At 71.7% G+C, this 24,738-nt stretch carries 24 protein-coding genes and 2 pseudogenes; 9 read left to right on the forward strand and 17 right to left on the reverse strand.

What is annotated here, in order from left to right; all coding sequences use genetic code 11:
- Positions 1-52 precede the first annotated feature (52 nt).
- Entirely contained in the window at positions 53-805 is a 753-nt protein-coding gene (locus ABZX30_RS30575; RefSeq protein ID WP_355939213.1) for an MBL fold metallo-hydrolase, read from the reverse strand.
- Between the two features lie 216 nt (positions 806-1,021).
- Here ABZX30_RS30575 and ABZX30_RS30580 point away from each other — a divergent pair, with 216 nt between their 5' ends.
- Positions 1,022-1,480 (forward strand): type II toxin-antitoxin system PemK/MazF family toxin, encoded by a 459-nt coding sequence (locus ABZX30_RS30580; protein WP_355939216.1) that lies wholly within the window; start codon positions 1,022-1,024, stop codon positions 1,478-1,480.
- Positions 1,481-1,504: 24 nt separating this feature from the next.
- Here ABZX30_RS30580 and ABZX30_RS30585 read toward each other — a convergent pair whose 3' ends face one another.
- The 9 genes from ABZX30_RS30585 to clpS form a co-directional block, all read right to left on the reverse strand.
- The gene (locus ABZX30_RS30585; RefSeq protein ID WP_355939219.1) at positions 1,505-2,053 is read right to left on the reverse strand and encodes a hypothetical protein; all 549 of its coding nucleotides are present in this window, start codon (positions 2,051-2,053) and stop codon (positions 1,505-1,507) included.
- A gap of 139 nt (positions 2,054-2,192) precedes the next feature.
- Positions 2,193-4,259, reverse strand: coding sequence for a putative Ig domain-containing protein (locus ABZX30_RS30590; RefSeq protein ID WP_355939222.1), 2,067 nt, complete (start codon positions 4,257-4,259; stop codon positions 2,193-2,195).
- A 262-nt stretch (positions 4,260-4,521) separates the two neighbouring features.
- Entirely contained in the window at positions 4,522-5,472 is a 951-nt protein-coding gene (locus ABZX30_RS30595) for a cysteine synthase (protein ID WP_355939225.1), read from the reverse strand.
- Positions 5,473-5,489: 17 nt separating this feature from the next.
- Positions 5,490-5,768 (reverse strand): MoaD/ThiS family protein, encoded by a 279-nt coding sequence (locus tag ABZX30_RS30600; RefSeq protein WP_355939228.1) that lies wholly within the window; start codon positions 5,766-5,768, stop codon positions 5,490-5,492.
- Positions 5,769-5,875: 107 nt separating this feature from the next.
- Positions 5,876-5,971, reverse strand: a complete 96-nt coding sequence (locus ABZX30_RS30605; protein WP_355939230.1) for a putative leader peptide — start codon at positions 5,969-5,971, stop codon at positions 5,876-5,878.
- Positions 5,972-6,059: 88 nt separating this feature from the next.
- Complete coding sequence (locus tag ABZX30_RS30610) at positions 6,060-6,482, reverse strand: M67 family metallopeptidase (RefSeq protein ID WP_355939233.1); 423 nt, start codon at positions 6,480-6,482, stop codon at positions 6,060-6,062.
- 98 nt (positions 6,483-6,580) lie between these two features.
- On the reverse strand, positions 6,581-8,008 hold the full coding sequence (locus ABZX30_RS30615) for an amino acid permease (RefSeq protein ID WP_355939236.1): 1,428 nt from the start codon (positions 8,006-8,008) through the stop codon (positions 6,581-6,583).
- Positions 8,009-8,348: 340 nt separating this feature from the next.
- Entirely contained in the window at positions 8,349-8,954 is a 606-nt protein-coding gene (locus ABZX30_RS30620) for a DUF2017 domain-containing protein (protein ID WP_355939239.1), read from the reverse strand.
- A gap of 41 nt (positions 8,955-8,995) precedes the next feature.
- Positions 8,996-9,313, reverse strand: a complete 318-nt coding sequence (gene clpS / locus ABZX30_RS30625; protein WP_355939285.1) for an ATP-dependent Clp protease adapter ClpS — start codon at positions 9,311-9,313, stop codon at positions 8,996-8,998.
- Between the two features lie 57 nt (positions 9,314-9,370).
- Here clpS and ABZX30_RS30630 point away from each other — a divergent pair, with 57 nt between their 5' ends.
- Positions 9,371-10,717: a nicotinate phosphoribosyltransferase gene (locus ABZX30_RS30630; protein ID WP_355939242.1), complete on the forward strand. Its 1,347-nt coding sequence runs from the start codon at positions 9,371-9,373 to the stop codon at positions 10,715-10,717.
- Positions 10,718-11,056: 339 nt separating this feature from the next.
- Complete coding sequence (locus tag ABZX30_RS30635) at positions 11,057-11,647, forward strand: nicotinamidase (RefSeq protein ID WP_355939245.1); 591 nt, start codon at positions 11,057-11,059, stop codon at positions 11,645-11,647.
- 24 nt (positions 11,648-11,671) lie between these two features.
- Here the strand turns inward: ABZX30_RS30635 and ABZX30_RS30640 are convergent, their stop codons facing one another.
- Entirely contained in the window at positions 11,672-12,013 is a 342-nt protein-coding gene (locus tag ABZX30_RS30640; protein ID WP_355939248.1) for a hypothetical protein, read from the reverse strand.
- 121 nt (positions 12,014-12,134) lie between these two features.
- Positions 12,135-14,486, reverse strand: a complete 2,352-nt coding sequence (locus tag ABZX30_RS30645; RefSeq protein WP_355939251.1) for an immune inhibitor A domain-containing protein — start codon at positions 14,484-14,486, stop codon at positions 12,135-12,137.
- Positions 14,487-14,891: 405 nt separating this feature from the next.
- Here ABZX30_RS30645 and ABZX30_RS30650 point away from each other — a divergent pair, with 405 nt between their 5' ends.
- Positions 14,892-15,188, forward strand: coding sequence for a hypothetical protein (locus tag ABZX30_RS30650; RefSeq protein ID WP_355939253.1), 297 nt, complete (start codon positions 14,892-14,894; stop codon positions 15,186-15,188).
- Positions 15,189-15,202: 14 nt separating this feature from the next.
- Here the strand turns inward: ABZX30_RS30650 and ABZX30_RS30655 are convergent, their stop codons facing one another.
- A complete protein-coding gene (locus ABZX30_RS30655; protein WP_355939256.1) occupies positions 15,203-15,934 on the reverse strand; it encodes an RDD family protein in 732 nt (243 codons plus the stop codon).
- A gap of 75 nt (positions 15,935-16,009) precedes the next feature.
- Positions 16,010-17,680, reverse strand: a complete 1,671-nt coding sequence (locus ABZX30_RS30660; RefSeq protein WP_355939259.1) for an RDD family protein — start codon at positions 17,678-17,680, stop codon at positions 16,010-16,012.
- 247 nt (positions 17,681-17,927) lie between these two features.
- On the opposite strand from ABZX30_RS30660, the gene ABZX30_RS30665 reads away from it, so the two are divergent.
- The gene (locus tag ABZX30_RS30665; protein ID WP_355939261.1) at positions 17,928-18,341 is read left to right on the forward strand and encodes an SsgA family sporulation/cell division regulator; all 414 of its coding nucleotides are present in this window, start codon (positions 17,928-17,930) and stop codon (positions 18,339-18,341) included.
- A 16-nt stretch (positions 18,342-18,357) separates the two neighbouring features.
- Here ABZX30_RS30665 and ABZX30_RS30670 read toward each other — a convergent pair whose 3' ends face one another.
- The gene (locus tag ABZX30_RS30670) at positions 18,358-19,764 is read right to left on the reverse strand and encodes an FAD-linked oxidase C-terminal domain-containing protein (protein ID WP_355939287.1); all 1,407 of its coding nucleotides are present in this window, start codon (positions 19,762-19,764) and stop codon (positions 18,358-18,360) included.
- Positions 19,765-19,856: 92 nt separating this feature from the next.
- On the opposite strand from ABZX30_RS30670, the gene ABZX30_RS30675 reads away from it, so the two are divergent.
- The gene (locus tag ABZX30_RS30675) at positions 19,857-21,323 is read left to right on the forward strand and encodes a tetratricopeptide repeat protein (RefSeq protein WP_355939264.1); all 1,467 of its coding nucleotides are present in this window, start codon (positions 19,857-19,859) and stop codon (positions 21,321-21,323) included.
- 51 nt (positions 21,324-21,374) lie between these two features.
- Here the strand turns inward: ABZX30_RS30675 and ABZX30_RS30680 are convergent, their stop codons facing one another.
- Both ABZX30_RS30680 and hppD read right to left on the reverse strand, forming a co-directional pair.
- A complete protein-coding gene (locus ABZX30_RS30680; protein ID WP_355939267.1) occupies positions 21,375-22,235 on the reverse strand; it encodes a Teichoic acid biosynthesis protein C (Precursor) in 861 nt (286 codons plus the stop codon).
- Positions 22,236-22,326: 91 nt separating this feature from the next.
- Entirely contained in the window at positions 22,327-23,475 is a 1,149-nt protein-coding gene (gene hppD, locus ABZX30_RS30685) for a 4-hydroxyphenylpyruvate dioxygenase (protein ID WP_355939270.1), read from the reverse strand.
- A 123-nt stretch (positions 23,476-23,598) separates the two neighbouring features.
- Between hppD and ABZX30_RS30690 the strand changes: the two genes are divergently transcribed.
- The 3 genes and pseudogenes from ABZX30_RS30690 to ABZX30_RS30700 all read left to right on the forward strand — a co-directional run.
- The gene (locus ABZX30_RS30690; protein ID WP_355939273.1) at positions 23,599-24,084 is read left to right on the forward strand and encodes an Lrp/AsnC family transcriptional regulator; all 486 of its coding nucleotides are present in this window, start codon (positions 23,599-23,601) and stop codon (positions 24,082-24,084) included.
- A 20-nt stretch (positions 24,085-24,104) separates the two neighbouring features.
- Positions 24,105-24,224, forward strand: a pseudogene (locus tag ABZX30_RS30695) (ABC transporter permease); the annotation flags it as partial.
- A 159-nt stretch (positions 24,225-24,383) separates the two neighbouring features.
- Positions 24,384-24,650 (forward strand): annotated as a pseudogene (locus ABZX30_RS30700) (glycine betaine ABC transporter substrate-binding protein); the annotation flags it as partial.
- Positions 24,651-24,738 lie beyond the last annotated feature (88 nt).

Below are 24,738 nucleotides of genomic sequence, written 5' to 3' on the forward strand. Positions count from 1 at the left end.
GCAGGACGGGTTTCCGGGGCCTTCGCACGCCGGGGAAGCTGGTGCCCCGGCACTAGACCTCGTACGACATCCTCGGCACCGCCAGCTCCACCGGCCCGTCGAAGACCTCGCGCGCGTCGGCCAGGTTGACCCGGGGGTCGGTCCACGGGGGAATGTGGGTGAGTATCAGGCGGCGGGCGCCGGCGCGGGCCGCCGTCTGGCCGGCCTCGCGGCCGTTGAGGTGGAGGTCGGGGATGTCCTCCTTGCCGTGCGTGAACGCGGCCTCGCACAGGAACAGGTCGGTGTCCCGGGCCAGCGCGTCGAGCGTCTCGGTGACGCCGGTGTCGCCGGAGTACGTCAGCGACTTCCCGTCGTGCTCGATGCGGATGGCGTACGCCTCCACGGGGTGGCACACCCGCTCGGTGTGCACGGTGAACGGGCCGATCTCGAACGTGGACGGCTTCACCGTGTGGAAGTCGAAGACCTCGCTCATGGAGGAGGCGGTGGGGGTGTCCGCGTAGGCCGTGGTCAGGCGGTGCTCGGTGCCCTCGGGGCCGAAGACCGGGATCGGGTCGCAGCGGCCGCCCTCGTGGCGGTAGTAGCGCGCCACGAAATAGCCGAGCATGTCGATGCAGTGGTCGGCGTGCAGGTGGCTGAGGAAGATCGCGTCGAGGTCGTAGAGACCGCAGTGGCGTTGCAGCTCGCCCAGGGCGCCGTTGCCCATGTCGAGGAGCAACCGGAAGCCGTCGGCCTCGACGAGGTAGCTCGAGCAGGCCGATTCCGCGGAGGGGAACGACCCCGAGCAGCCGACGACGGTGAGCTTCATGAAGCAGAAACCTCCGTTGGCGGATGAGGGAAAAGCGGTGGCTGACGGGGGTCGTGCGGTGCGTCGAGCGTAAGGCGCGAAAGCGCCGGTCGCTCCTCCGCCAGGGGCCGTTGTGGGCGAACTCACCTGTGCTGTCACCGGTTCGGTGGACCCGGGGAGGCAAAAGGCTTACGAGAGGGCGCGCGATGGGTTTCGCGCGCCGGTACCGTCATCCGTATGGACACGTCCTGGTGGCTCGCGCTCGCGGCAGTGGTACTGCTGGCGCTGGTGGCCACGCTGGTCGACGGCTGGGGGCGGAGCCGCCGTCCCCCGCGGCGCAGGACCCGCCCGCCGGGCCGCCCCGAAGGCTTCCACGGCCAGGCGGTCCGTCCGCACCCCGGGGACATCTGGTGGGCCAGCGTCCCCTTCGAGGACGGCCCGGGCGGCAAGGACCGGCCCTGCCTGGTGCTGGCGGTGCGCGGCAACCGGGCGACCGTCGCGAAGATCACCAGCAAGTACCACGACGAGCGCGCCGGGGTGATCCCGCTCCCGCCGGGTTCCGTCGGGGACGCGCACGGGCGGCCGAGCTTCCTGGAGACGGACGAGCTCAGGCACGTGGCGGTGTGGGACTTCCGGCGCCGGGTGGGCGTGGTGGACCCGGTCCTGTGGGACCAGGTACGGCACTTGGCCGGCTGAGCGGGCGCTCGCGGGGCACGCCGCTCAGCGGACCTCCACGGTCACCGTCCAGCCCTCGATGCCCTTGCAGGAGACCTGGCCGGGGCGGCTCGCGCACAGCGGGCGGGACGAGGTCAGGCGGGCGGTGCCGGGCGTCACCCCCTCGAACGCGGCGACCGCGTCGCCGGGCTGGATGACGAAGCCCGGGTTGGCGGCCCGGACCGCGCCGCCCTCGGCGGCGACCGGTTTCCAGGGCCGGTCCTTGGTGCCGTCGAGGGTGAGCCGGAGCACCTGGCCCCTGGCGAGGCAGACGGTGCGGCCGTTGTCGGTGGCGTCGAGCTGGGTGCGGGGGGTGCAGGAGCCGGCCGGGGAGGAGGGCGCGGACGGCGGGTTCGACGGTGACGTGCTCTGGGACGCCGAGTCGCTCGGGGTCGGGGGCGGGGTCGGTGTCGGGGTCGGGGTCTGCGACGGCGAGGGCGGGACCGAATCGCTGCCGGTCCCGCCTCCCCCGCCCTGTGAGCCGCAGCCGACGAGGAGGAGCGCGGCTGCCGCGGCGGCGGCGACGGACGTGCGGTGGAGCGTCGTACGGCGCATGGGGTGCCCGCCTTTCCCTGGGACCGGACCTGGTGCGGATGTGACGTCGCGGACGCGGATCAGGATCCCCGCGGGGCCCCGGCCCTGACGGCCGGGGCCCCTTTTTAACCTTTTTACCCCGTTTGCCGGCGGCGGTGCGTCAGCCGGTCGTCACGGCCGTGTCGTCGACGACGAAGCTGGTCTGGAGCGAGGAGTCCTCGGTCCCGCTGAACTTCAGCGTGACCGTGGATCCGGCGTACGAGGACAGGTCGATGGACTTCTGCGTGTAGCCGGAAGCCCGGTCGAGGTTGGAGTAGGTGGCCAGGGTGGTCGAGCCGGCGGTCACCGTCAGCTTGTCGTAGGCGGTGCCGGTGCTGGTCTCCGCCGTGTCGACGTGCAGGTAGAAGGTGAAGGTGGCCTTGCAGCCGGAGGGGACGGTCACCGACTGGGAGAGCGTGTCGGTGTGCGAGGAGCCGTAGCCGTCCAGCCAGGCGTAGTACGAGCCGCCGTGGGCGCTCTCACCACTGGCGTTGGTGATGACGCCGCTGGAGGCGGTCCAGGTGGTGTTGCCCGACTCGAAGCCGGGGTTGCCGAGGAGCTGCGCGGAGGAGCAGGTGCCGCCGCCGCTGGAGCTCACCGTCCAGGTGAAGGAGGCCGAGCCGGAGGCGCCGGTGGAGTCGGTCGCGGTGACGGTGGTGCTGTAGGTGCCGGCGGTGGAGGCGGTGCCGGAGATCAGGCCGGAGGAGCTGTTGACCGACAGGCCGGTGGGCAGTCCGCTCGCGCTGTAGGTGAGGGTGGCGCCGGCGCTGTCGCTCGCGCTGATCTGCAGGCTGACCGAGCTGCCGGTGGTGGTCGACTGGCTGCCGGGGTTGGTGACGGTCACCGTGTTGCCGGTGCTGGTGCCGGAGGTGAAGGCCGCGGTGCCGTTGGGGGTGCCCCAGCCGGTCGGGCCGTCGTATCCGGTGGCCGCGGTGCAGAAGTAGGAGGTCGAGCAGGAGCCGTTGTTGCCGCTGGTGACGTCGTACAGGCTGCCGGTGTGGCTGTAGGGGTACTTCGCCGGGTAGTCACCGGAGCCCGGGGTGCCGGCGAGGGCGTACACGCCGGCGATGATGGGCGCCGAGGCGCTGGTGCCGCCGTAGACCGCCCAGCCGGAGCCGCCGTAGGTGTCGTAGACGGCGACGCCGGTGGCGGGGTCGGCGACGGCGGAGACGTCGGCCTCCATGCGCTTGGAGCAGCCGGTGTCGGTCTGCCAGCTCGGCTTGGGGTCGTACGAGGAGCAGCCGGAGCCGGTGCCCTCGGTGCTGGAGGTCTTCCACACCGACTCGGTCCAGCCGCGGGAGTTGGACGAGGCGGACAGGGCGGTGCCGCCGACGGCGGTCACGTACTGGGAGGTCGCCGGGTACTCGGCACCGTACGCGGAGTCGCCGGAGGAGACGGTGATGGCGACGCCGGGGTGCTTGAAGTACGAGGTGTCCTCGCTGGTCTGGGAGGAGGACTCGGAGCCGCCCCAGCTGTTGGAGACGAACTTGGCGCCGAGGGCGACGGCCTCGTTCTCGGCGGTGCCGAGGTCGGAGTCGGTCGCGGAGCTGGCCTCGACGAGGACGATGTTGCAGTTGGGGCAGACCGCGCTGACCATGTCGAGGTCCAGCGCCTCCTCGCCCGCCCAGCCGGTGTCGTTCGTCGGCAGGGAGATGGTGGAGCCGGTCTGGCTGACCTGCTTGAAGCAGCCGTTGGCCTTGGTGCACGCCGACAGGCCGTAGGTGGAGCGGTAGGTGGCCAGGTCGGACTCGGCGTTGGGGTCGTTGTAGGCGTCGACGACGGCGACGGTCAGGCCGGAGCCGCCGGTCGAGGGCAGGTTGTAGGCGCTGTGCAGGTTGGCCGGGCTGAGGCCGGAGGGTGCGGCGGCGACCGCGGCGGCGAGCCGTTGCCTGATATCGGTGCGGCGCTGGGCGAAGCAGGAGGCGTGGCCGGGCTTCGCGGTGGCGCACAGGTGCGTGGTGGGCACCTTCTGGCCGGCCTTGCCGGTGGAGTGGAAGGTCTGCCGTTCGGGGTCGGTCAGGGCCTTGGCGTTCTGGGTGGCGCGGGAGGTGTGGCCGGCGGCGGGGGCGGGCTGGGCGCCGGCCGTGGGTGCCGCGGCGAGTCCGGCGACGGTGAGGGCGAGGGCGGGCACGGCGACGGCGAGGAGTCTGCGCAGGCTCCGTCTCCTGCTCGGGCGTGACTCACGCATGGGGTACTGCCTCCATCGGTGGGGTCGAGCTGGATGGGCAGGCCCGTGACGCGCGTAGCGGCGGCGAGACCGCGCAGTCATGAGCATGACATTTTTGGAACGGGGAACACCCCGGGTGCCGAGCTGAGCAAGACATGACAGGGTGCGGGCAGACCGTAGCCCGCACGGCCGGGCGGCGGCAGCCCCGGACGGGCTTCTTTGCCGTCCTGTGGACAGCGCTTAGCCCCCTCATAGGAGGGGGATGGCGCTTCGATGATGAGCCCTATGCCCAGAGCTGGCCGTGCAGCGTCTCGATGGCCTCCTCGGTGGTGGCCGCGGTGTAGACGCCGGTCGAGAGGTACTTCCAGCCGCCGTCGGCCACGACGAAGACGATGTCGGCGGACTCCCCCGCCTTGACCGCCTTCCTGCCGACGCCGATCGCCGCGTGCAGGGCGGCACCGGTGGAGACGCCCGCGAAGATGCCCTCCTGCTGGAGGAGTTCACGGGTGCGGGTGACCGCGTCGGCCGAGCCGACGGAGAAGCGGGTGGTGAGCACGGAGGCGTCGTACAGCTCCGGCACGAAGCCCTCGTCGAGGTTGCGCAGGCCGTACACCAGGTCGTCGTAGCGCGGTTCGGCGGCGACGATGCGCACGTCCGGCTTGTGCTCGCGCAGGTAGCGGCCCACGCCCATCAGGGTGCCGGTGGTGCCCAGGCCCGCGACGAAGTGGGTGATCGAGGGCAGGTCGGCGAGGATCTCCGGACCGGTCGTGGCGTAGTGGGCGCCCGCGTTGTCCGGGTTGCCGTACTGGTAGAGCATCACCCAGTCCGGGTGCTCGGCGGCCAGCTCCTTGGCGACGCGCACGGCGGTGTTCGAGCCGCCGGCCGCCGGCGAGGAGATGATCTCCGCGCCCCACATGCCGAGCAGGTCCCGGCGCTCCTGCGAGGTGTTCTCCGGCATCACGCACACCATCCGGTAGCCCTTGAGCTTGGCGGCCATGGCGAGGGAGATGCCGGTGTTGCCGGAGGTCGGCTCCAGGATCGTGCAGCCGGGGGTCAGCCGGCCGTCCTTCTCCGCCTGCTCGACCATGTGCAGCGCGGGACGGTCCTTGACCGAGCCGGTCGGGTTGCGGTCCTCGAGCTTGGCCCAGATACGGACCTCGGGGGACGGCGACAGCCGCGGCAGGCACACCAGAGGGGTGTTGCCCACCGCGGCCAGCGGGGAGTCGTAGCGCATTGCTGACCAGCGGCCGATCAGGCCATGCCGCCGGCCACGGCCGGCAGGATCGTGACGTTGTCGCCGTCGGCGAGCTTGGTGTCGATGCCCTCGAGGAAGCGGACGTCCTCGTCGTTCAGGTAGACGTTGACGAAGCGGCGCAGCTGTCCGTCGTCCACGATGCGGGCCTGGATGCCCGCATGCCGGGTCTCGAGGTCGGCGAAGAGCTCGGCGAGGGTGTCCCCGGTGCCCTCCACCGCCTTCTGGCCGTCGGTGTAGGTGCGGAGGATGGTGGGGATGCGGACCTCGATGGCCATGGTTGCGGGCTCCTGTCGGAAGATGTCTGGTCTGTGGGCGCGCGGCGGCGCGGAGTGCGGATGGTGCTCGGGTGCCGCGGCTCAGGCCGTACGGCGGCAGGGCAGCGTCAACAGATGGCGCTGTTCAGCCTGCACAGGTCGACGTGCAGCCGCGCCACGAGCAGCAAACCCGGCGCCTTCTCGCTCACGTCGTTCAGAACCATGGGCTCATCGTATCGATTCCCGGTACGGGTACCCGAGTGTGATCTCGCATGCTGGATGAATTCTGATCGAATTGTGAGATATGCGGGGTCAGGAGCCCTCCACGATCTTGACCTCCTCCTCCGTGACCTCGCCCTCGACGATGCGGTACGAGCGGAACTGGAAGTCGCCGAGGCCGTCGGTGTCGGCGGTGGACACCAGGACGTAGTGGGCGCCGGGCTCGTTGGCGTAGCTGATGTCGGTGCGGGAGGGGTAGGCCTCGGTCGCCGTGTGGGAGTGGTAGATCACCACCGGCTCCTCGTCGCGGTCGTCCATCTCGCGGTAGAGCCTGAGGAGGTCGCCGGAGTCGAATTCGTAGAACGTGGGTGACATGGCCGCGTTGAGCATCGGGACGAAGCGCTCGGGGCGGTCCGAACCCGCCGGGCCCGCGACGACGCCGCACGCCTCGTCGGGGTGGTCCTTGCGCGCGTGCGCGACGATCTGGTCGACGAGGGCCTGGGTGATGGTCAGCATGTTCGTCAGGATAAGCAGAAGGGCCACCCTGTACCGAGGGGTGGTACGGGGTGGCCCATATGCCGGACGGCCTCCGCGGTGGAGGCGGGGAGTGGGACTCAGCCCGCCTTCTCCAGTTCCGCGTCGCGGCTGTCGGTGACCTCCGGGTTGCGGGCCTTCAGCGCCGGCCAGCCGGTGCCGAGGGCGGCCGCCCAGCCGGCCATCACGTAGAGGCAGACGCGGGAGTCGGCGTCGTAGGCGATCAGGCCGGTGACGAAGAGCAGGAAGGCGATGGCGACGTACGAGCAGACCGCGCCGCCCGGTGCCGGGAAGGAGGAGGCGGGCAGCCGGCCCGCGTCCACCGCGCGGCGGTAGCGCACGTGGCTGATCAGGATCATCAGCCAGGTCCAGATGCCGGCCGCGGTGGCCACCGAGGTGACGTAGCCGAAGGCCTTCTCCGGGACGATGTAGTTGAGGATCACGCCGATGCCCATGAAGGCGACCGAGACGGTGATGCCGAGCGCGGGGGTCCGGGAGGCGGAGAGCCTGCCGAAGGCCCGGGGGGCCTCGCCGTTGTCCGCCAGAGTGCGCAGCATCCGGCCCGTGGAGTACATGCCGGAGTTGCAGGACGACAGGGCGGCGGTGAGCACCACGAAGTTGACGATGCCGGCGCCGGCCGGGATGCCGATCACCGCGAAGGCCTTCACGAAGGGGCTGACGCCCTCCGCGAACTCGGTCCACTTCACGACGCACAGGATGACGGTGAGGGCGCCGACGTAGAACAGGGCGATGCGCCAGGGCAGCGTGTTGATGGCCTTGGGGAGGGTCTTCTCGGGGTCCGCCGACTCCCCGGCCGTGACGCCGACCAGCTCGACGGCGAGGTAGGCGAACATGACGCCCTGGAGGGTCATCAGGGAGGAGCCGACGCCTTTGGGGAAGAAGCCGTCGAACTGCCAGAGGTTGGCGACGGAGGCGGTGTCCCCGGCGGCGCCGAAGCCGAAGGTGAGCACGCCGAGGCCGATCACGATCATGCCGACCAGCGCGGTGACCTTGACCATCGAGAACCAGAACTCGATCTCGCCGAAGATCTTGACCGAGATCAGGTTGGCCACGAACAGCACGACGAGGAACACCAGTGCCGTCACCCACCGGGGGACGGCGGGGAACCAGTAGTTGACGTAGATCGCGGTGGCCGTCAGCTCGGCCATGCCGGTGACGACCCACATCAGCCAGTACGTCCAGCCGGTGAAGTAGCCGAAGAACGGGCCGAGGAACTCGCGGGAGTACTCCGCGAAGGAGCCCGAGACCGGACGGTAGAGCAGGAGCTCGCCGAGCGCCCGCATGATGAAGAAGATGACCACGCCCGCGAGGGCGTACATGACGATGAGGCTGGGGCCGGCCTTGGCGATGTTCGCCCCGGCTTGCAGGAACAGGCCGACGCCGATGGCGCCGCCGATCGCGATCATCTGGACCTGGCGGCTGCCGAGCCCGCGCTCGTAGCCCTCTTCCGGTGCCTCGGTGGCCTCGGTGACCTGCGGAGAGGTCATGTGTGACGCGCCTTTCTCCATGCCGACCCGGGCCTTTCGTCGGCCTCGGACCGGGTTTCGATCCCCCCGGACTGATGGAGTCGAGCGGGCTTCCCGAGCCCGCCCGTGCCTGGCCGGCGGTCGCCGGCTCGGTGGCGCACCCGGCCGGACATGGGTGGTGCCGGCCGGGCGGTCGTGAAGATCTATCACGGCCGCAACAGTGAGCACGGGCGCGAGATGTGACGCACCCCACAGGAAGAATGGACAATGATCAGCCGGATGCGGCAAAGCGGGCCGCGGCGGTGACGTGATCGTTATCCGGATGTGAGCGTCCGCTGAGCGAACGCCCGTGCGGATGACATCAGGGCATCAGGGTCGAGACGAGCGTCTCCTGGAGTCCGCCCAGCCAGAGGTACGCCATCACCATCGGCTTGCGCGGATCCTCGTCCGGGAGCCGGTAGAGCGCCTCGGTGTCGTCCTCGTCGGCGATCTCCAGCCGGGCCCCTATCGCCAGGCGGAGGTCGTTGAGGGCGCCCAGCCACTGCCGGGACTCCTCGGGGCTCAGGCTGAGCACCCGCTCACCCTCGCCGGCGGATCCCAGCGCGTCCAGCGAGCGGATCACCGACAGCGCGTTCCCGCGCTTGCCCGCCCGCAGGTCGTTCTCGGTGAAGCGGCGGAACTCGGCGCTGTGCGCGCGCCGTTCCTCCGCGTCCGCCGGCGAGGCGGGGGCCTGCTCGGGGGCGCCGTAGGCGTCCGGGAAGAGCCGCTTGAGCACCGGGTCGGCGGGCGGCTCGCTCGGGCCCTCGGCGAACAGCTCGGCGAGCGGGTCGCCGGCGGCGTCCTCGACGGGGCCGGGGCCGATGAGTTCCAGGAGCTGGACGGCCAGCGACCGGATGATGGACATCTCGACGTGGTCGAGCACGACGGCCGCGCCGCCGCCGGGGAGCGGTTCGAAGGTTCCGGGCATGGGTGGGTCGTTTACTCCGGTCTACTTCCGGTTGTTTCCGGTTACTTCCGGTCCTGCTGGAGGGTGGCCCACAGGCCGTAGCCGTGCATCGCCTGCACGTCGCGTTCCATCTCCTCGCGGCTGCCGCTGGAGACGACCGCCCGGCCCTTGTGGTGGACGTCGAGCATGAGCTTGGTGGCCTTGTCCTTGGTGTACCCGAAGTACGTCTGGAAGACGTACGTCACATAGCTCATGAGGTTGACCGGGTCGTTGTGGACGATCGTGACCCAGGGGACGTCGGGCTCGGGGACGGCGAAGACCTCCTCCGCCGACTCGGTGCGTTCGATCTCTACGGGAGCGGGTGACGTCACAGGGCCCATGCTGCCACGCACGCCAGAAATCGTCACACTGACGAAATAGGAGTACCATCCACTGCCATGAACACAGCGGACCTTGGGCTGCCGGTGGACGTTCCCTCGACGGCGCTCTTCACGGACCAGTACGAGTTGACGATGCTGCAGGCGGCGCTGCAGGCGGGCACCGCCGAACGGCGCTGCGTCTTCGAGGTCTTCACCCGCCGGCTGCCGGACGGGCGCCGCTACGGCGTCCTGGCGGGCGTGGGCCGGGTACTGGACGCGGTGGAGAACTTCCGCTTCGACAACGGCGTCCTCGGCTTCCTGCGGGAGCGGCGGATCGTCGACGAGAAGACACTCGAGTGGCTCGCCGGGTACCGCTTCTCGGGTGACATATGGGGCTACCCGGAGGGCGAGGTGTACTTCCCCGGCTCGCCCGTGATGCGGGTCGAGGGCACCTTCGCCGAGTGCGTGCTGCTGGAGACGGTGATCCTGTCGATCCTCAACCACGACTCGGCGATCGCGGCCGCGGCCTCCCGGATGCACGCGGCCGCCGGCGGCCGGCCGCTGATCGAGATGGGCGCCCGCCGCACCCACGAACTGTCCGCCGTCGCCGCGTCCCGCGCCGCCTACGTCGGCGGTTTCGCCTCCACCTCCGACCTCGCCGCGGGCTTCCGCTACAACATCCCGACCGTCGGCACCTCCGCCCACGCCTTCACCCTGCTGCACGACAGCGAGCGGGACGCGTTCCGGGCCCAGGTCGACGCGCTGGGCCGGGGCACCACCCTGCTGGTGGACACCTACGACGTCGCCGAGGCGGTCCGGACGGCCGTCGAGGTCGCCGGGCCCGAACTGGGCGCCGTGCGCATCGACTCCGGCGACCTGCTCCTGGTCGCCCACCGGGTGCGGCAGCAGCTGGACGAGCTGGGCGCCCGCGACACGAAGATCGTCGTGACCTCGGACCTCGACGAGTACGCCATCGCCTCGCTGGCCGCGGCGCCGGTGGACGCCTACGGCGTCGGCACCCAGCTGGTGACCGGTTCCGGGCACCCGACGGCCTCCATGGTCTACAAGCTGGTCGCCCGCGCCGAGTCCGACGACCCCAGGGCGGCGCTGGTCCCCGTGGCGAAGAAGTCCGGCGGGGGCAAGACCTCCGTCGGCGGCCGCAAGTGGGCCGCGCGGCGGCTGGACGCCTCCGGGGTGGCGGAGGCCGAGGTCGTCGGTACGGGGCCGGTCCCGACCGCCCTCGCCGACCGGCAGCTCCTCGTCGAGCTGGTCAAGGGCGGCGAGGTCGTCGCCCGCGAGCCCCTGGACGTCTCCCGTGACCGGCACGCCGCCGCCCGCGCCGGCCTGCCCCTGTCGGCGACCCAGCTCTCCCGCGGGGAACCGGTCATTCCGACGGAGTACGTCCACCCGGGCTCGGGTAGCTAGTGCCCCGGCGGACGAACGAGGCAGTGACGGACGAGGCAGTGACGAACGAGGCCGTGGGGCACAGCCCCTGTTCGCCGCCGCGCGCGCGGGGGAGCATGGAGGGAGGGTCCGCATGAGCGTTCCGGCAGGGCCGCCGGAGTCCTCCGCCGCGTGCCGGGCGCAGTGGAGCGCGCGGGAGCCGACCGGGCGGACCCCGGGTGGCCTCCCCCGGAGTGCGCCGCGCCCGCGCGCGGGGCGTGCACCCCTCCCGCGCCCGGTGTGAAGTCTCTAGGCTCGGAGGTTCCCGGCCGGGCCCGCACCCCCCACCATTCGAGATCCCATAGCCGAAGGACACCGACCATGCGCCGCGCCTTGATCGTCGTAGACGTGCAGAACGACTTCTGCGAGGGGGGCAGCCTCGCGGTGGCCGGCGGTGCCGACGTGGCCGCCGCCATCACCGAGCTGATCGGGCAGGCCCCCGCCGGATACCGGCACGTGGTGGCCACCCGCGACCACCACATCGCGCCCGGCGGCCACTTCGCCGACAACCCCGACTTCGTCCGCTCCTGGCCCGCGCACTGCGTGGCCGGCACCGAGGGCGTGGGCTTCCACCCCAACTTCGCCCCCGCGGTGGCCTCGGGCGCGGTGGACGCCGTCTTCGACAAGGGGGCGTACGCGGCGGCGTACAGCGGCTTCGAGGGGGCGGACGAGAACGGGGTCGGGCTGGCGGACTGGCTGCGGGCCCGGCAGATCGACGAGGTGGACGTGGTGGGCATCGCCACCGACCACTGCGTGCGCGCCACCGCGCTGGACGCCGCCCGCGAGGGCTTCCGCACGCACGTGCTGCTCGACCTGACCGCCGGGGTGGCCGCGGAGACCACCGAGCGGGCGCTGGAGGAGATGCGCGAGGCGGGGGTGGAGCTGACCGGCAAGCCGGTCGTCTCCGGCTGACCGGACCGCTCCCCCGCCGCCCCCTCACCCCTGGGTCGCCGGCTGCCTCAGCAGGGCCCGGATCGGCCGCCACAGCTCCGTGACCGGTTCCGGCGCGGTGACACCGTTGTCGGGGGCCGTCCGCCAGATCAGGCCGTCGGGATGGTGCAGTACGGCGGTGATCTCGTCCGGGGACGGCGGGGCCGCGTTGCCCCGCAGGTAGACCGCGCGCATGCCGAGGTTGCGCAGCCTGGTCAGGGCGCGGGCGCGGTTGCGGGCGTGCACGAGCACCCGCACGCTGCCGGGACCGCCGGCCGGGGGGCGGGGCAGGTTCAGCGCCACCACCACCGTGCCGTTCGGCAGCTTGCAGAAACCTCCTGCGGCCATACGGTCACATCCCCGTTCCGGTCGGTGTCAATAAGAGAGTCACAGGACGCACCTAAACACGATCGGCGGCAGCCCGCCAAGGGGCTGCCGCCGATACGCTTCTGACCTGGGGAAATGCGGACTACTTCACCGCACGACCGACTTCCAGCTCGATCGTAGAGCCGTCCTTGCCCTGCTTGAGGATCTTGATCTTGGTGTTGGTGTCAGTGATCTTGACCCCGGCCGCCGGGTTCGAGGCGTCGTAGTAGGTGCTGGTGTGGTCGTTGAAGACCGGCACACCCTTCGCCGACTTGATCTTCACGGCGACGTCCGCCTTGTGCAGCGTGATGGCGTCGGTGCGCTCGAAGCCGAAGGTCGAGTCGTAGGCCTGGATGCGGTTGCGCATCAGCGTGCCGTCGGTCCACTTCAGCGGGGTCGGGTGCGAGTCGACCGGCAGGATCAGGCCGGTACCGGCGTGGTCCCGGGTGTTGTTGTCCACCTGGGAGGTGTCCCACTTCCAGATCAACAGGCCGTTCTGGTACGGGTAGTGCTCCACCCAGTCCGGACGGGTCGTCGAGAAGCCGAAGTTGTACGGGCCGACCTTGAGGGTCTTGTCGTACGACACGTACTGGCGGTTCTCGGCGATGTAGTACTGCTTGTAGTCCTTGGTGAAGGACGCGCCGATGCGGGAGAAGCCGTTCGCGGTCCAGGCGGCGTCCGCGCTCTCGGCGTCGTCCGAGAAGAGCGCCGAGCCGTCGGCGGTCAGCGTGATCTCGTCGGCCGCGAAGCCCTTCAGGGCCACGCCGCCGTCCGTCTGGTAACGGAAGCGGAGCTGGACCTTCTGGCCGGCGTAGGCGTCGAGGGAGTACGACAGCTTCTTGTAGCCGTCGACCGTGCCGGTCAGGGCCGGGGTGTCGCTGGCGTCACGCGGGATGGCCTGGCCGTCCACCGTGCCGTCCAGCGCGGTCCAGTTGGCGCCGCCGTCGGTCGACACCTCGGTGTAGAGGTAGTCGTAGTCGGCCTCGATGTCGTAGTAGCCGTCCAGGGTCAGCGTGGCCGAGGACTTGCCGGTGAGGTCGACGGACCGGGTCAGCGTGTTCTTCAGGTCGTTGCCGCTGCCGCTCCACCACTGGGTCGAGCCCTGCGCGGGGACGACGACCTCGGTCGTGACCGCCCGGTCGGGCAGGTTGACCACCAGCGCCTGCCGGTACTTGGTGTTGTACTCGGCGACGCCCAGCTTGTGCCAGGACTTGACGCCGGCCTTGGCGACGTCGTAGTTGAGCCAGCCCAGCTGGAGCTTGTCCCAGGCGTTCATGTCGCCGGGCAGGTCTCCGATGGCGTCCTTGCCGGTGCCCAGCCAGGAGCCGGAGGACATCAGCGTCCAGAAGCCGGTGGAGTTCTCGCCGCCGTTGGTGTCGTACTCGTCCGGCAGGCCGAGGTCGTGGCCGTACTCGTGGGCGTAGACGCCCAGGCCGCCGTTCTCCGGCTGGATGGTGTAGTCGCCGACCCAGATGCCGGTGTCGCCGATCTGCGCGCCGCCCAGCTTGTTGTTGGCCGGGCCGGTGGCGCCGGCGTCGGTGCCGAAGGCGTACCAGCGGTGGGCCCAGATCGCGTCGGTGCCCTGGACGCCGCCGCCCGCGGACTCGTCCTCGCCGGCGTGCACGATCTGGAAGTGGTCGACGTAGCCGTCGGGCTCGTTGAAGTCGCCGTCGCCGTCGTAGTCGTAGCGGTCCCACTGGTCGTACTCGGCCAGGTCCGCCTTGATGTCCGCGTCGGACTTGCCGGCCGCCTTCTGCTGCGCGACCCAGGCGGTCACACCGTCGCTGACGACGTTCCACACGCTCGGGCAGTTGGTGGAGCCGCAGGCGTCGTTGCCGTAACGGGCCTCGTTGTAGGGCACCTTGACCCAGTCGGAGACCTCGCCGTCCACCGAGTAGCGGCCCGAGGACTGCTTCTCGTAGTACTTCTTCACCGACTCGGTCTTCTTGCCGGTGCCGAAGTACAGGTCCTGGAAGTGCGCCTGGTCGTAGTCCTTCTGCCAGGCCGTCGAGTTGTCCTTCTTGCGGTCCGGCGCGGCTATCTGGTTGTGCAGGGGGCCCGCGGTGCCGCCGTACTTCGGGTCCGTCTTGTCGCCGAACTCGACCAGGATGGTGAAGATCTTGTCGGTCTTCTCCCGGCCCAGCTCGACGTACTTGCTGTCGCCCTTCTTGCCCTTGAGCTGGACGACCTTGGAGCCGTTGCGCTCCTTTGCCTTGGCCTTGCCGGATATGACCTGGCTGAGGGCCTCCTGGCGCTGGGCCTTCTGGGTCTTGCTCAGCGGGCCGTCGAGGTCGTGCGCCCGCTGGTTCACCGGTGCCGGGTCGTGCCGGTTGGCGGCAGCGGACTTGGCGGTGGTGCTGGCCTCCGCCACGGCGAAGGTGGAGAACGTGGCGGAGGCCGCCGCGAGCGCGACGCCGATCGCGGCCGCTCTGAACGTCCAGGGTCTGCTGGTCACTTGAGTTCCTCCCCCGCGTCCGCGCGCACGGAAGGAGGGTTCCGGTCATGGAAGGAAGCCCGCGCGCGCCTGATCAACGCGTGTAGTCAAGTGACGACATTTGACTAGAGGTTTAAGAGAAAAGACAGACCTTGACTTGAGCAGGTCAAGTGCACTATGCGGAGACGGGGTTCGCTTTACGAACACCTCGCGTCCCGCTCGACCGGCGCGTGAGTCCGTCCACTTGGTGGACGCCATGACTCCGTGCGCCCCTTGTGCACCGGTACCGTGGGTTAGGTCATGCTTACCGGCCGTTCCGCTCGGGCATGCAGGCGAATAGAGTCGAATGGTGGAACGCCCGGAAGTCGGCGGAAACACAGGCCGGCGTCCCGTCTCACCCCCACATCTTCCGAGGACACGATTGCCATGCCTCGTCCGACCGCCGCACAGCTCGCCTACGGTTCCTGCACCGTGATCTTCTCGACGCTCGCCATGCTGCTGCTGTCAGAGACGAGTTCGGGCCTCGGGATCACGGTGATCGCCCTCGCGGCGCTCGCCCTCGGGCTCCTGGTCGCCATGACGGTCCCGCTGCCGAAGCAGCGCACGGCCGAGGCGCCGGCCGAGGCACCGGCCCCGGCCCCGGTGGCCGGCGAGCGGGTGCGCGTGCGGCGGGAGCCGGTGGCCGCCGCGCTCGAACCGGTGCGCGAGCCCACGGCTCCCTGACACCCGCCGGGCCGTCAGCCGGTGCTGACCACCACCGTCTTGGCGGCCTTGTCGTGCAGTCCCTGCTTGTAGGGCCGGTCGAAGTAGCTCCAGCCGCCGCAGATCGCCGTCCAGATGCAGGCGCAGCAGAAGGCGAACGGCAGCCACAGCACCAGGGCGCGCAGCAGTGATGTCTGCCGGGAGGGCGTGGTGCCGTCGCTGAGGTTGGCCACCCGCATGCGCAGCCACTTCTTGCCCAGGGTCTGGCCGGACCTCGCGATCATGAACGTGTCGTAGGCGACGTAGAGCACGGCGGCGATGAGCGACTGCGCGAACGACTTGCCGATCTCGATCCGGTCGCCGTTCATCTGGTACTCGCGCACCCCGAACCCCAGGGTGAGCAGCCAGACCACGATGCCCACCATGATCATGTCGATGATGCGGGCCAGGGTGCGCCTGCCGCTGTCCGCGAGCGGGGGCATACCGGCGAGCGGGTCGCCGGGGTAACCGCCGCCTCCGGGAGGACCGCCGTAGGGCGGCGGCTGACTGCCGTACGGGGGCTGCTGACCACCGTAGGGCGGCGGCTGCCCGCCGCCGGGGGGCTGACCGCCGCCGGGGGACTGACCACCGCCGGGGGGCTGACCACCGCCGGGCGGCTGCTGATCACCGTACGGCGAGCCCGGCCCCTCGCCCGGCGGGGGCTGCTTCCTGAACGGGTCGTCCTCCGGGGGCTGCGGTCCGGAGCCGGGGGGCGGTTCGCTGCTCATGGCCCGAGTCGATCGCGAACACCCCCGCTCCGCATCCGGCGAACGCCCGTCCGGGGGACGCGGCCGGGACGGGCGTCAGCCCGCCACGAAGGTGTGGGCGGCCTTGTCGTGCCAGCACTGGTGCCACGGGCGGTCGAACAGGCACCACAGCACGCCGACGACGCCGATGCCGAGCAGGCCGGGGACGCTGTAGACCAGCCAGCGGCGCAGGGCGAGAGCGACGGTGGGCGGCTCGTGCGCCTCGATGTCCCGCACCTGGAGGCCGCACAGCTTCTTGCCCAGCGTGCGGCCCCACTTGGCGGTGGGCAGCACCTCGTACAGCACGCCGGTGAGGAGCAGGACGCCGAGGACGATGCCGAGGCAGGCGCCGGTCGTGCCGTCCAGCAGCCAGACGGTCACGGTACGGCCGGACAGCTTGGCCGCGTCGATCTTCTCCTGGACGTGGTCGACCGCCTTGGCGCCCAGCGGTACGGCGGCCGCGGCGGTGACCGCGCCGAGGACCAGCGTGTCGACCAGCCGGGCGGCCAGCCGCTTGCCGATGCCCGCGGGCCGTGCCGCCGCCTGCTTTCGGGCCATCGCCTGGAACGGGTCCTCCACCGGCGGCTTCCACGGTGCCACGGGCGGCTCGTCGCCGGGACCCGCGAGCCGGTGCACCTGCTGCGCCCACGACGACTGCCCGCCGCCCGGCCCACTGCTCATCGGGGCGCCGGCGCCGGCCGGCGGGGCGCTCGCCTGGGGAGGGACCGAGGCGGCGGCCGGAGCCCCGGGACCCGGGGAGAGCGGCCCCGCCTGGGCACGGCCCGCGTCGCCCTGCGCCTGCCCGGGCACCTGGACCTGGCCGTGGCCCGGGACGCTGCCCTGGGGCGGGGCCGAGGCCTGGCCGGGGACCCAGGCCTGGCCCTGGCCCTGTGCCTGCGCCGCGGCCGCGCGGGCCGCGGCGGCCTTCCCGGCGCCGAAGCCGGGCCCCGAAGGAGCCCCGGAAGCGGTTCCGGAAGCTCCGGAGGCAGCTCCGGAGGAGGCCGCTCCGCCCGCTTTCGGGCCGCCGGAACCGGCCCTGACGGGACCCTGCGCCCCGAACCCGGGTCTCGAGCCCGCAGTCCCGGGGCCCGTCCCGGGGCCGCCCGACGCCCCGCCCGTCCCCTGGCCGGGGGCCGGGCCGTTCGGGGAGACCGGCCGGAACGTCATCGTCCCGTCGTCCGCCGGACCGGCGGACCCCGCCGTCGGACGCCGGAAGACGAACGTGCCGCCCGGGTCGAGGTCACCGGGGGCCTGGCCGGCGGGCGGGATCGTCGCGGTGCCGTCGGTGCGGGCCGCCCGGCCGTCCGGGTGGGCCGGGGAGTCGGCCGGCAGCCGCGGATCCGCGCCCCAGGAGACCCGGCGGTCCTGCTCGCCGCCGAAGCCGGACTGCTGCGCCCGGTCGGCACCCCACGCCGACGCCGGTTCCGCCGGGCCGCCCTGCGGCGGGTCCTCGTCGAAGAAGTGCGGGCCGGTCTCCTCGACCGACGGCGGTCCCGACGGCGGTCCCGACGGCAGGCCCGGCGGCGGTCCGGGCGCCGGGCCCGGTGCCTGGCCGGGCCAGGAGCCGGGCGGCGGGGCGAGCGTCTCGCCGTCCTCGGGCGCCGGCCGGCTGGTGCCCGGCACCCAGGCGGCGCCGTTCCAGTACCGGACGTAGCCGGGGATGGACGGGTCCGGGTAGTAGCCCTCGCGGGGCCTGTCGTCGCCGGGGGCCGGGGTTGGGGCGCTCATGTCCGCGTCGTCCCGTATCTGTTCGCAGGTCGTATGGAGGCCTCCACATCTACCAGACGCGCGCCGTCCCCCACGCCAGTCACGCAGGACCCGCCCCTTTCCGGGCGACCTCGTGCCAGGACTTCACAAGTCCCGGCCCCGGTTCGAAAAAAAGTCCCCACGAACCCGCGTAATGCCCGGGCCCGGACCGCCTCTCCTCCGGTACGGGCCACTCCCGGCGGCCCCGAGGAGAGAGGAACGGCACGTCATGCACTACACCGTGGTGGAACGCGAACTGGAGCTGCGGCTCATCCTGACCGCCGAGCGGAGCGTCCCGGTGCCGGCCCGGCTCGGCTACCACTCGGACGACCCGTACGCCGTCCACATCACCTTCCACATCACCTCCGAACAGCCCGTGAACTGGACCTTCTCCCGTGACCTGCTGGTGCAGGGGGTGTTCCGGCCGTCCGGGCAGGGTGACGTCCGGGTGTGGCCGACGAGGGTGGAGGGGCGCGGCGTCGTCCTGATGGCGCTGAGTTCACCCGACGGTGACGCCCTGCTGGAGGCACCGGCCGCCCAGCTGGCCGCCTGGCTGGAGCGCACGCTGCGCGCCGTGCCCCCGGGAACCGAGGGCGAGCGGCTCGGGATCGACGACGCGCTCGATCACCTGTTCGCCCAGTGAGTGCGGCGGCGGGCCGTCAGAACAGCTTGCCGGGGTTCAGGATGCCCAGCGGGTCGAAGGCCTGCTTGACCGCGCGCTGCATCTCCAGGCCCACCGGGCCGACCTCGCGGGCCAGCCACTCCTTCTTCAGGACGCCGACGCCGTGCTCGCCGGTGATGGTGCCGCCGAGTTCCAGACCGAGGGCCATGATCTCGTCGAAGGACTCGCGGGCCCGCCGGGTCTCGTCCGTGTCCTGGGCGTCGAAGCACACGGTCGGGTGGGTGTTGCCGTCCCCGGCGTGCGCGCACACGCCGATGGTCAGCCGGTACTTCTGCGCGATCCGCTCCACCCCCTCGAGCATCTCGGCGAGCCGCGACCGGGGCACGCACACGTCGTCGATCATCGTCGTGCCCTTGACGGCCTCCAGGGCGACGAGGGACATCCGGCGGGCCTGGAGGAGGAGTTCGGACTCGGCGGCGTCCTCGGCCGGGACCACCCGGGTGGCGCCCGCGGCCTCGCACAGCGCGCCGAGGGCGGCGAGGTCGGCGGCGGGGTCGGGGGTGTCGAAGGCGGCGAGGAGCAGGGCCTCGGTGGTCTCCGGCAGGCCCATGCGGCCGAGGGCGTTGACCGCCCTGACGGTCGTACGGTCCATCAGTTCGAGGAGGGACGGCACATGGCCGCCCGCCATGATCCGGCACACGGCGTCGCAGGCGTCGGCGGCCGAGGAGAACTCGGCGGCCAGCACCAGCTGCTCCGGCGGCTTGGGCTTCAGCGCGAGCACGGCCCGCACGACGATGCCGAGCGAGCCCTCCGAGCCGACGAACAGCCGGGTCAGGTCGTAGCCCGCCACGCCCTTGGCCGTGCGGCGCCCGGTGGACATCAGGCGTCCGTCGGCGAGGACGACGTCCAGGCCGAGGACGTACTCGGCCGTCACCCCGTACTTGACGCAGCACAGCCCGCCCGAGCCGGTGCCGATGTTGCCGCCGATGGTGCACATCTCCCAGCTGGAGGGGTCCGGCGGGTAGGACAGGCCGTGCTCCCCGACCGCGCGGGAGAGGACGGCGTTGACCACGCCCGGTTCGACGACCGCGAGCCGGTCGACCGGGTTGATCTCCAGGATGCGGTCCATCCTGGTCAGGGAGAGCACGATGCAGCCGTCGGAGGCGTTGGCCGCTCCGGACAGGCCGCTGCGGGCGCCCTGGGGGACGACCGGCACCCGCAGCTCGGTGGCGGTGCGCATGACGTGCTGGACCTCCTCGACCGTGCGCGGCAGCACCACCACGGCCGGGGCGCCGGCCGGGCAGAAGCTGGCCATGTCGTTGGCGTAGGAGGCGGTGACGTCGGGGTCGGTGAGGATCGCCTCGGCCGGCAGGCCCGCGAGCAGCCGGTCGGTGAGGTTGCCCTGGGCTTCGTCACGCGGGGCTTCGATACGGCTCATGATCACAGCGTCGCACCCGGGGCCATCGGTGTGAACCCCGTCCGCGGCTCCCTTGGGCCACCCGGATGCGGTGGTCATATTGACGCACAGTATGCGCCATGACGAAGCGACAGTCCGGTCCGGGAACGTCCCTGGTGGCCGAGCGGCCCCGGCGGCCCCGTCGACGCCTGCTGCGACGGGTGCTGCTGGTGGCCTCGGTGACGGGCACCGCGGCGGTCGGCGGCGCGCTGGTGCTGCTGCCGAAGGACCCGCCGCACAGGGCCGGCCTCCCCGCGCCGGGCCCGAAGGCGCGGGCGCACGCGCAGGCACCGGCCGCGGTGACCGCCGGGGTGCCGGCCGCGCTGCCCGACCTGACCCGGTTGATCGGCGACCGCGAGAACCAGGTGCGGGCGCATCCGCGGGACGCGCGGGCGTGGGCGGTGCTGGGCACCGCCTATCTGGAGCGGGGGCGGCTGACCGCCGACACCGCGGACTACCCGCGGGCCGAGCGGGCGCTGCGGGAGTCCCTCGACGCCAAGGGCGACAAGAACGTCGAGGCGCTGGAGGGGCTGGCGGCGCTGGCGAACGCGCGCCGGGACTTCGCGGTGGCCCGGAACTGGGGCGAGCAGGCCCGGAAGCTGGCGCCGAAGCGCTGGTCGGCGTACGCGGTGCTGATCGACGCCTACACCGGGCTCGGCGACTACAAGGCGAGCCGGAGCACGCTGGACAAGCTGCTGGCGCTGCACACCGGGGCCGCCGCACGCCCGGCGGTGATGGTCCGGGCGTCGGCCGTCTACCGCGACCGGGGCTGGCGGGAGGACGCGGCGGCCCAGCTGGCCGACGCGGCGGCGGCCGCCCGGACCCCCGCCGAGCAGGCCGACTACCTCGCCCGCGCCGGGCAGCTGGCCTGGGAGCGCGGCGACCGCGAGGAGGCGCTGCGGCACTTCGAGGCGGCCGGCCGCCTCGCCCCCGGCCTGCGGGCCGCGGCGGCCGGCCGGGGCCGCGTCCTGGCCGCGCTGGGGCGGACCTCGGAGGCGCTGGCCGCCTACCGGACGGCGCTCGCCGCGCGGCCCGACCCCCGGTACGCCCTGGAGCTGGGCGAGCTGTACGAGTCGCTGGGCAGGGAGGAGGAGGCGCGGGCGCAGTACGACCTGCTGCGGGACCGGGCGGCACAGGACGAGGCCGACGGGGTGGACGAGGACCTGCTCCTCGGGCGGTTCGAGGCGGACCACGGGGACCGGGAGGAGGCCGTCGAACGGCTGCGGGACGAGTGGGAGACGCAGCCGGGCATCGAGGTGGCCGACGCGCTGGGCTGGGCGCTGCACCGGGTGGGTGAGGACGAGGAGGCGCTGGAGTTCGCCCGGATCGCGACGGACAAGGACAAGGGGGGCGGGGTGCGCAGCGCGGTGTACTCGTTCCACCTGGGCATGATCGAGAGGGAGCTGGACCTCAGCGGCCCGGCGCGGCGCCATCTGCAGGAGGCCCTGCGGATCAATCCGTACTTCTCGCCGCTGGGGGTGCCGTCCGCGCAGTCGGCGCTGGCCCGGCTGGGGGAGCCGCCCGACGAGGAACCGCCGGAGAGCTGAGCCGCGCCGCCCGCGGTGCCGCCCGCGCGCGGCGCCGGCTGCCCGCGGTGCCTACTGCTTGTAGTAGACCGAGAGCCGGCGCGCGCCCGGCTCTCCCGACGCGAAGCCGACGCACAGCCGTGGGGTCGGCGACCGGCGCACGGCGAGGCCCTCGGGTTCGCGGAAGTCGAGGGAGTGGCCGGCCTCGGTGCGGCACTGCTGGAGGAGTGCGCCGGTGCGGATGTCGAGGCAGGACACGTAGGTGTTGCCGTGTCCGGCGGGCGGGTTGGCGGTGTCGTCGTAGGCCGTCCCGGCGAGCTGGTAGAGGTGGTCGCCGGACAGGGCGTACCCCTGGAACGGGATGCCCGGGTCGGGGTGGGCGCCGGTCTGGGCCAGGTCGGCGACCGGGTCGGCGTAGTCGCGGGCGACGAAGGCGTCGAGGTCCCAGACGCGGTAGCGGGGTCCGTTGTGCAGGTGGTAGCGGACGGCGATGCGGCGGCTGGCCATGCACACGGCCGGCTGGTTGTGCCGCGAGCCCTTGACGGGGTGGCGGATCTTGACGTCCTCGGCCGTCCGGGTGGCCCCGGCCACGAAGTGGAAGCGGGTGACGCCCCTGCCGTAGCCGCGCAGCGCGTCGGCCTCGGTCCAGATCCAGGCGGTGCCGTCGGCCTCGTTCTGCACGCCCATGCTGACGCCGTGCCCGAAGCCCCTGAGGTACATGTGCCCCCGGGCGTGGCCCTGGTAGTCGAGCCGGTTCAGGCACAGGTCGCCGGCTTCGAGGCCGCCCCGGGTGACCTGGAGGACGTACAGGTGCCGGTTCACCTCGTCGAGGGCGAAGGACTGCGGGACGGTCGGTTCGCGCAGGGTGCCGAGCCGGTGCAGCCAGCGCTGGGACGGCTTGGCGAGGTCGACGCGCCGGTCCACTGTGCTCACGGGCCCCCCTGATGTCCTGTGCGTACCGCCCTGGTACCCACCGGACATGAGAACGCGCAACCGGTGTCCGCCGGTTGCGCGTCCGGCGGATTCACAGGTTTCCGCGCCGCTCCTGCTCCCGCTCGATCGCCTCGAACAGGGCCTTGAAGTTGCCCTTGCCGAAGCCCATGGAGCCGTGCCGCTCGATGATCTCGAAGAAGACGGTCGGGCGGTCCTGGACCGGCTTGGTGAAGATCTGCAGGAGGTAGCCGTCCTCGTCGCGGTCGGCGAGGATCTTCAGCTCGCGCAGGGTCTCGACGGGCACCCGGGTGTCCCCGACCCACTCGCCGAGGGTGTCGTAGTAGGAGTCGGGCGTGTCGAGGAACTCCACGCCGGCCGCGCGCATGGTGCGGACCGTCTGCACGATGTCGCCCGTGTTCAGCGCGATGTGCTGGACGCCGGCGCCGCCGTAGAACTCCAGGTACTCGTCGATCTGCGACTTCTTCCTGGCGATCGCGGGCTCGTTGATCGGGAACTTCACCTTGAGCGTCCCGTCGGCGACGACCTTCGACATCAGGGCGCTGTACTCGGTGGCGATGTCGTCGCCCACGAACTCCTTCATGTTCGTGAAGCCCATGACCTTGTTGTAGAACTCCACCCACGCGTTCATCCGGCCGAGCTCGACGTTGCCGACGCAGTGGTCGACGGCCTGGAAGGTGCGTTGGGCGGGCGGCTCGACCATCGGCTTCGCGGCGGCGTAGCCGGGCAGGTAGGGGCCGTCGTAGCCGGAGCGGTCGACGAGGGTGTGGCGGGTCTCGCCGTAGGTGGCGATGGCGGCGAGGACGACCGTGCCGTGCTCGTCCTTCAGCTCGTACGGCTCGGCCACGGAGCGGGCGCCGTGCTCGAGGGCGTAGGCGTACGCGGCACGGGCGTCCGGGACCTCGATGGCCAGGTCGATGACGCCGTCACCGTGCTCGGCCACGTGCTGGGCGAGGAAGTGGCCCCAGCTGGTGTCGGGCTTGATGACCGAGGTGAACACGAAGCGGGCGGAGCCGTTCTCCAGGACGTAGGAGGCGGTCTCGCGGCTGCCGTTCTCCGGTCCGGAGTAGGCGACCAGCTGCATGCCGAAGGCGGTGGAGTAGTAGTGCGCGGCCTGCTTGGCGTTGCCGACGGCGAAGACGACCGCGTCCATTCCCTTGACCGGGAAGGGGTCGGCCTGCCGGGCGGTCGTGTCGGGAGTGTGGTGTGTGGTCTGCGTCATGTCCGAAGGGTGGCTCTGGTCTGCAAGGTGCGCAATAGTTTGCGTGTTCACTGGGCATTCTGCTCAGCCGTATGCCCGTTCAGGCAGACTTTCTGTACAGGATGACCACCGGGGAGGCGGGCCATGGGGATCGATCGGCTGGACGGGCGGATCATCGTGCTGCTGGCGCGGGAGCCGCGGATCGGGGTCCTGGAGATGTCCCGGCGGCTCGGGGTGGCGCGGGGCACGGTGCAGGCCCGGCTGGACCGGCTTCAGTCGAACGGAGTCATCCGCGGATTCGGTCCGCAGGTGGATCCGGCGGCCCTCGGCTACCCGGTCACGGCGTTCGCCACGCTGGAGATCCGGCAGGGGCAAGGGGCCGACGTACGGGCGCACTTGGCGACCGTGCCGGAGGTGCTGGAGCTGCACACCACCACGGGCAGCGGGGACATGCTGTGCCGTCTGGTGGCCCGCTCGAACGCCGATCTCCAGCGGGTGATCGACCGGGTTGTCGGTTTTGATGGCATCGTCCGGGCCGCCACGGCGATCGTGATGGAGAACCCCGTCCCGCTGCGGATCATCCCGCTGGTGGAGCAGGCGGCGGAGCACCCGGAGGAGAGGACGTCCTAGCCGACCTGGAGTGAGGCCGCGTGAGCTTCTGGGAGTACCTGGCCGACCGTCACCAGCAACTGCTCACGGATGCCTGGCAGCACGCCTGGGCGGTCTTCCAGTGCACGGTGGCGGCCACCGCGCTGGGCGTGCTGATCGGGACCCGTGTCTGAGACGTCCGTCAGTGGGGCCGCCATCGAGCTGGAGGGCCTCACCCAGCCCCTGCGGGCGGCCGGCCGGGCTGGGCTGGGCGGCGGTGTGCGGGTGGGGGACGGGGGCCGGGGGTGTCCGGGGTCGGCGGCGGTTCCGGGGACGGACGTCTCTTCACCACCGACGGCCGCATCGAGTCGATGGACCTGGTGGTGATGGAGGACGACCGGAGGTTCTTCCCCGACTACAACGCGGCCCCGGAGGTCAACTCCCGGACGCTCGAGCGGTGGCCGGCGATCGCGGACGTGCTCGCCCCGGTCACCCGGAGGCTGGACAACGCGGTGGCGCGGCGGCTGAACGCGCGGGTGGACGTGGGCGGGCAGGATCCGCACCAGGTGGCGTTGGAGTGGATGCGGGCGGAGGGGCTGGTGAGGTAGGCGGACGCCGAAGCCTCGCGGGAGTCGATGCACATCCACCTCGTCCAGCAGCACATGGCCGAACTCCGCGCCCAGGCCGACGCCTACC

Origin of the sequence: Streptomyces sp. NPDC004542 (genome assembly GCF_040610035.1) — a bacterium.
GTDB lineage: Bacteria > Actinomycetota > Actinomycetes > Streptomycetales > Streptomycetaceae > Streptomyces.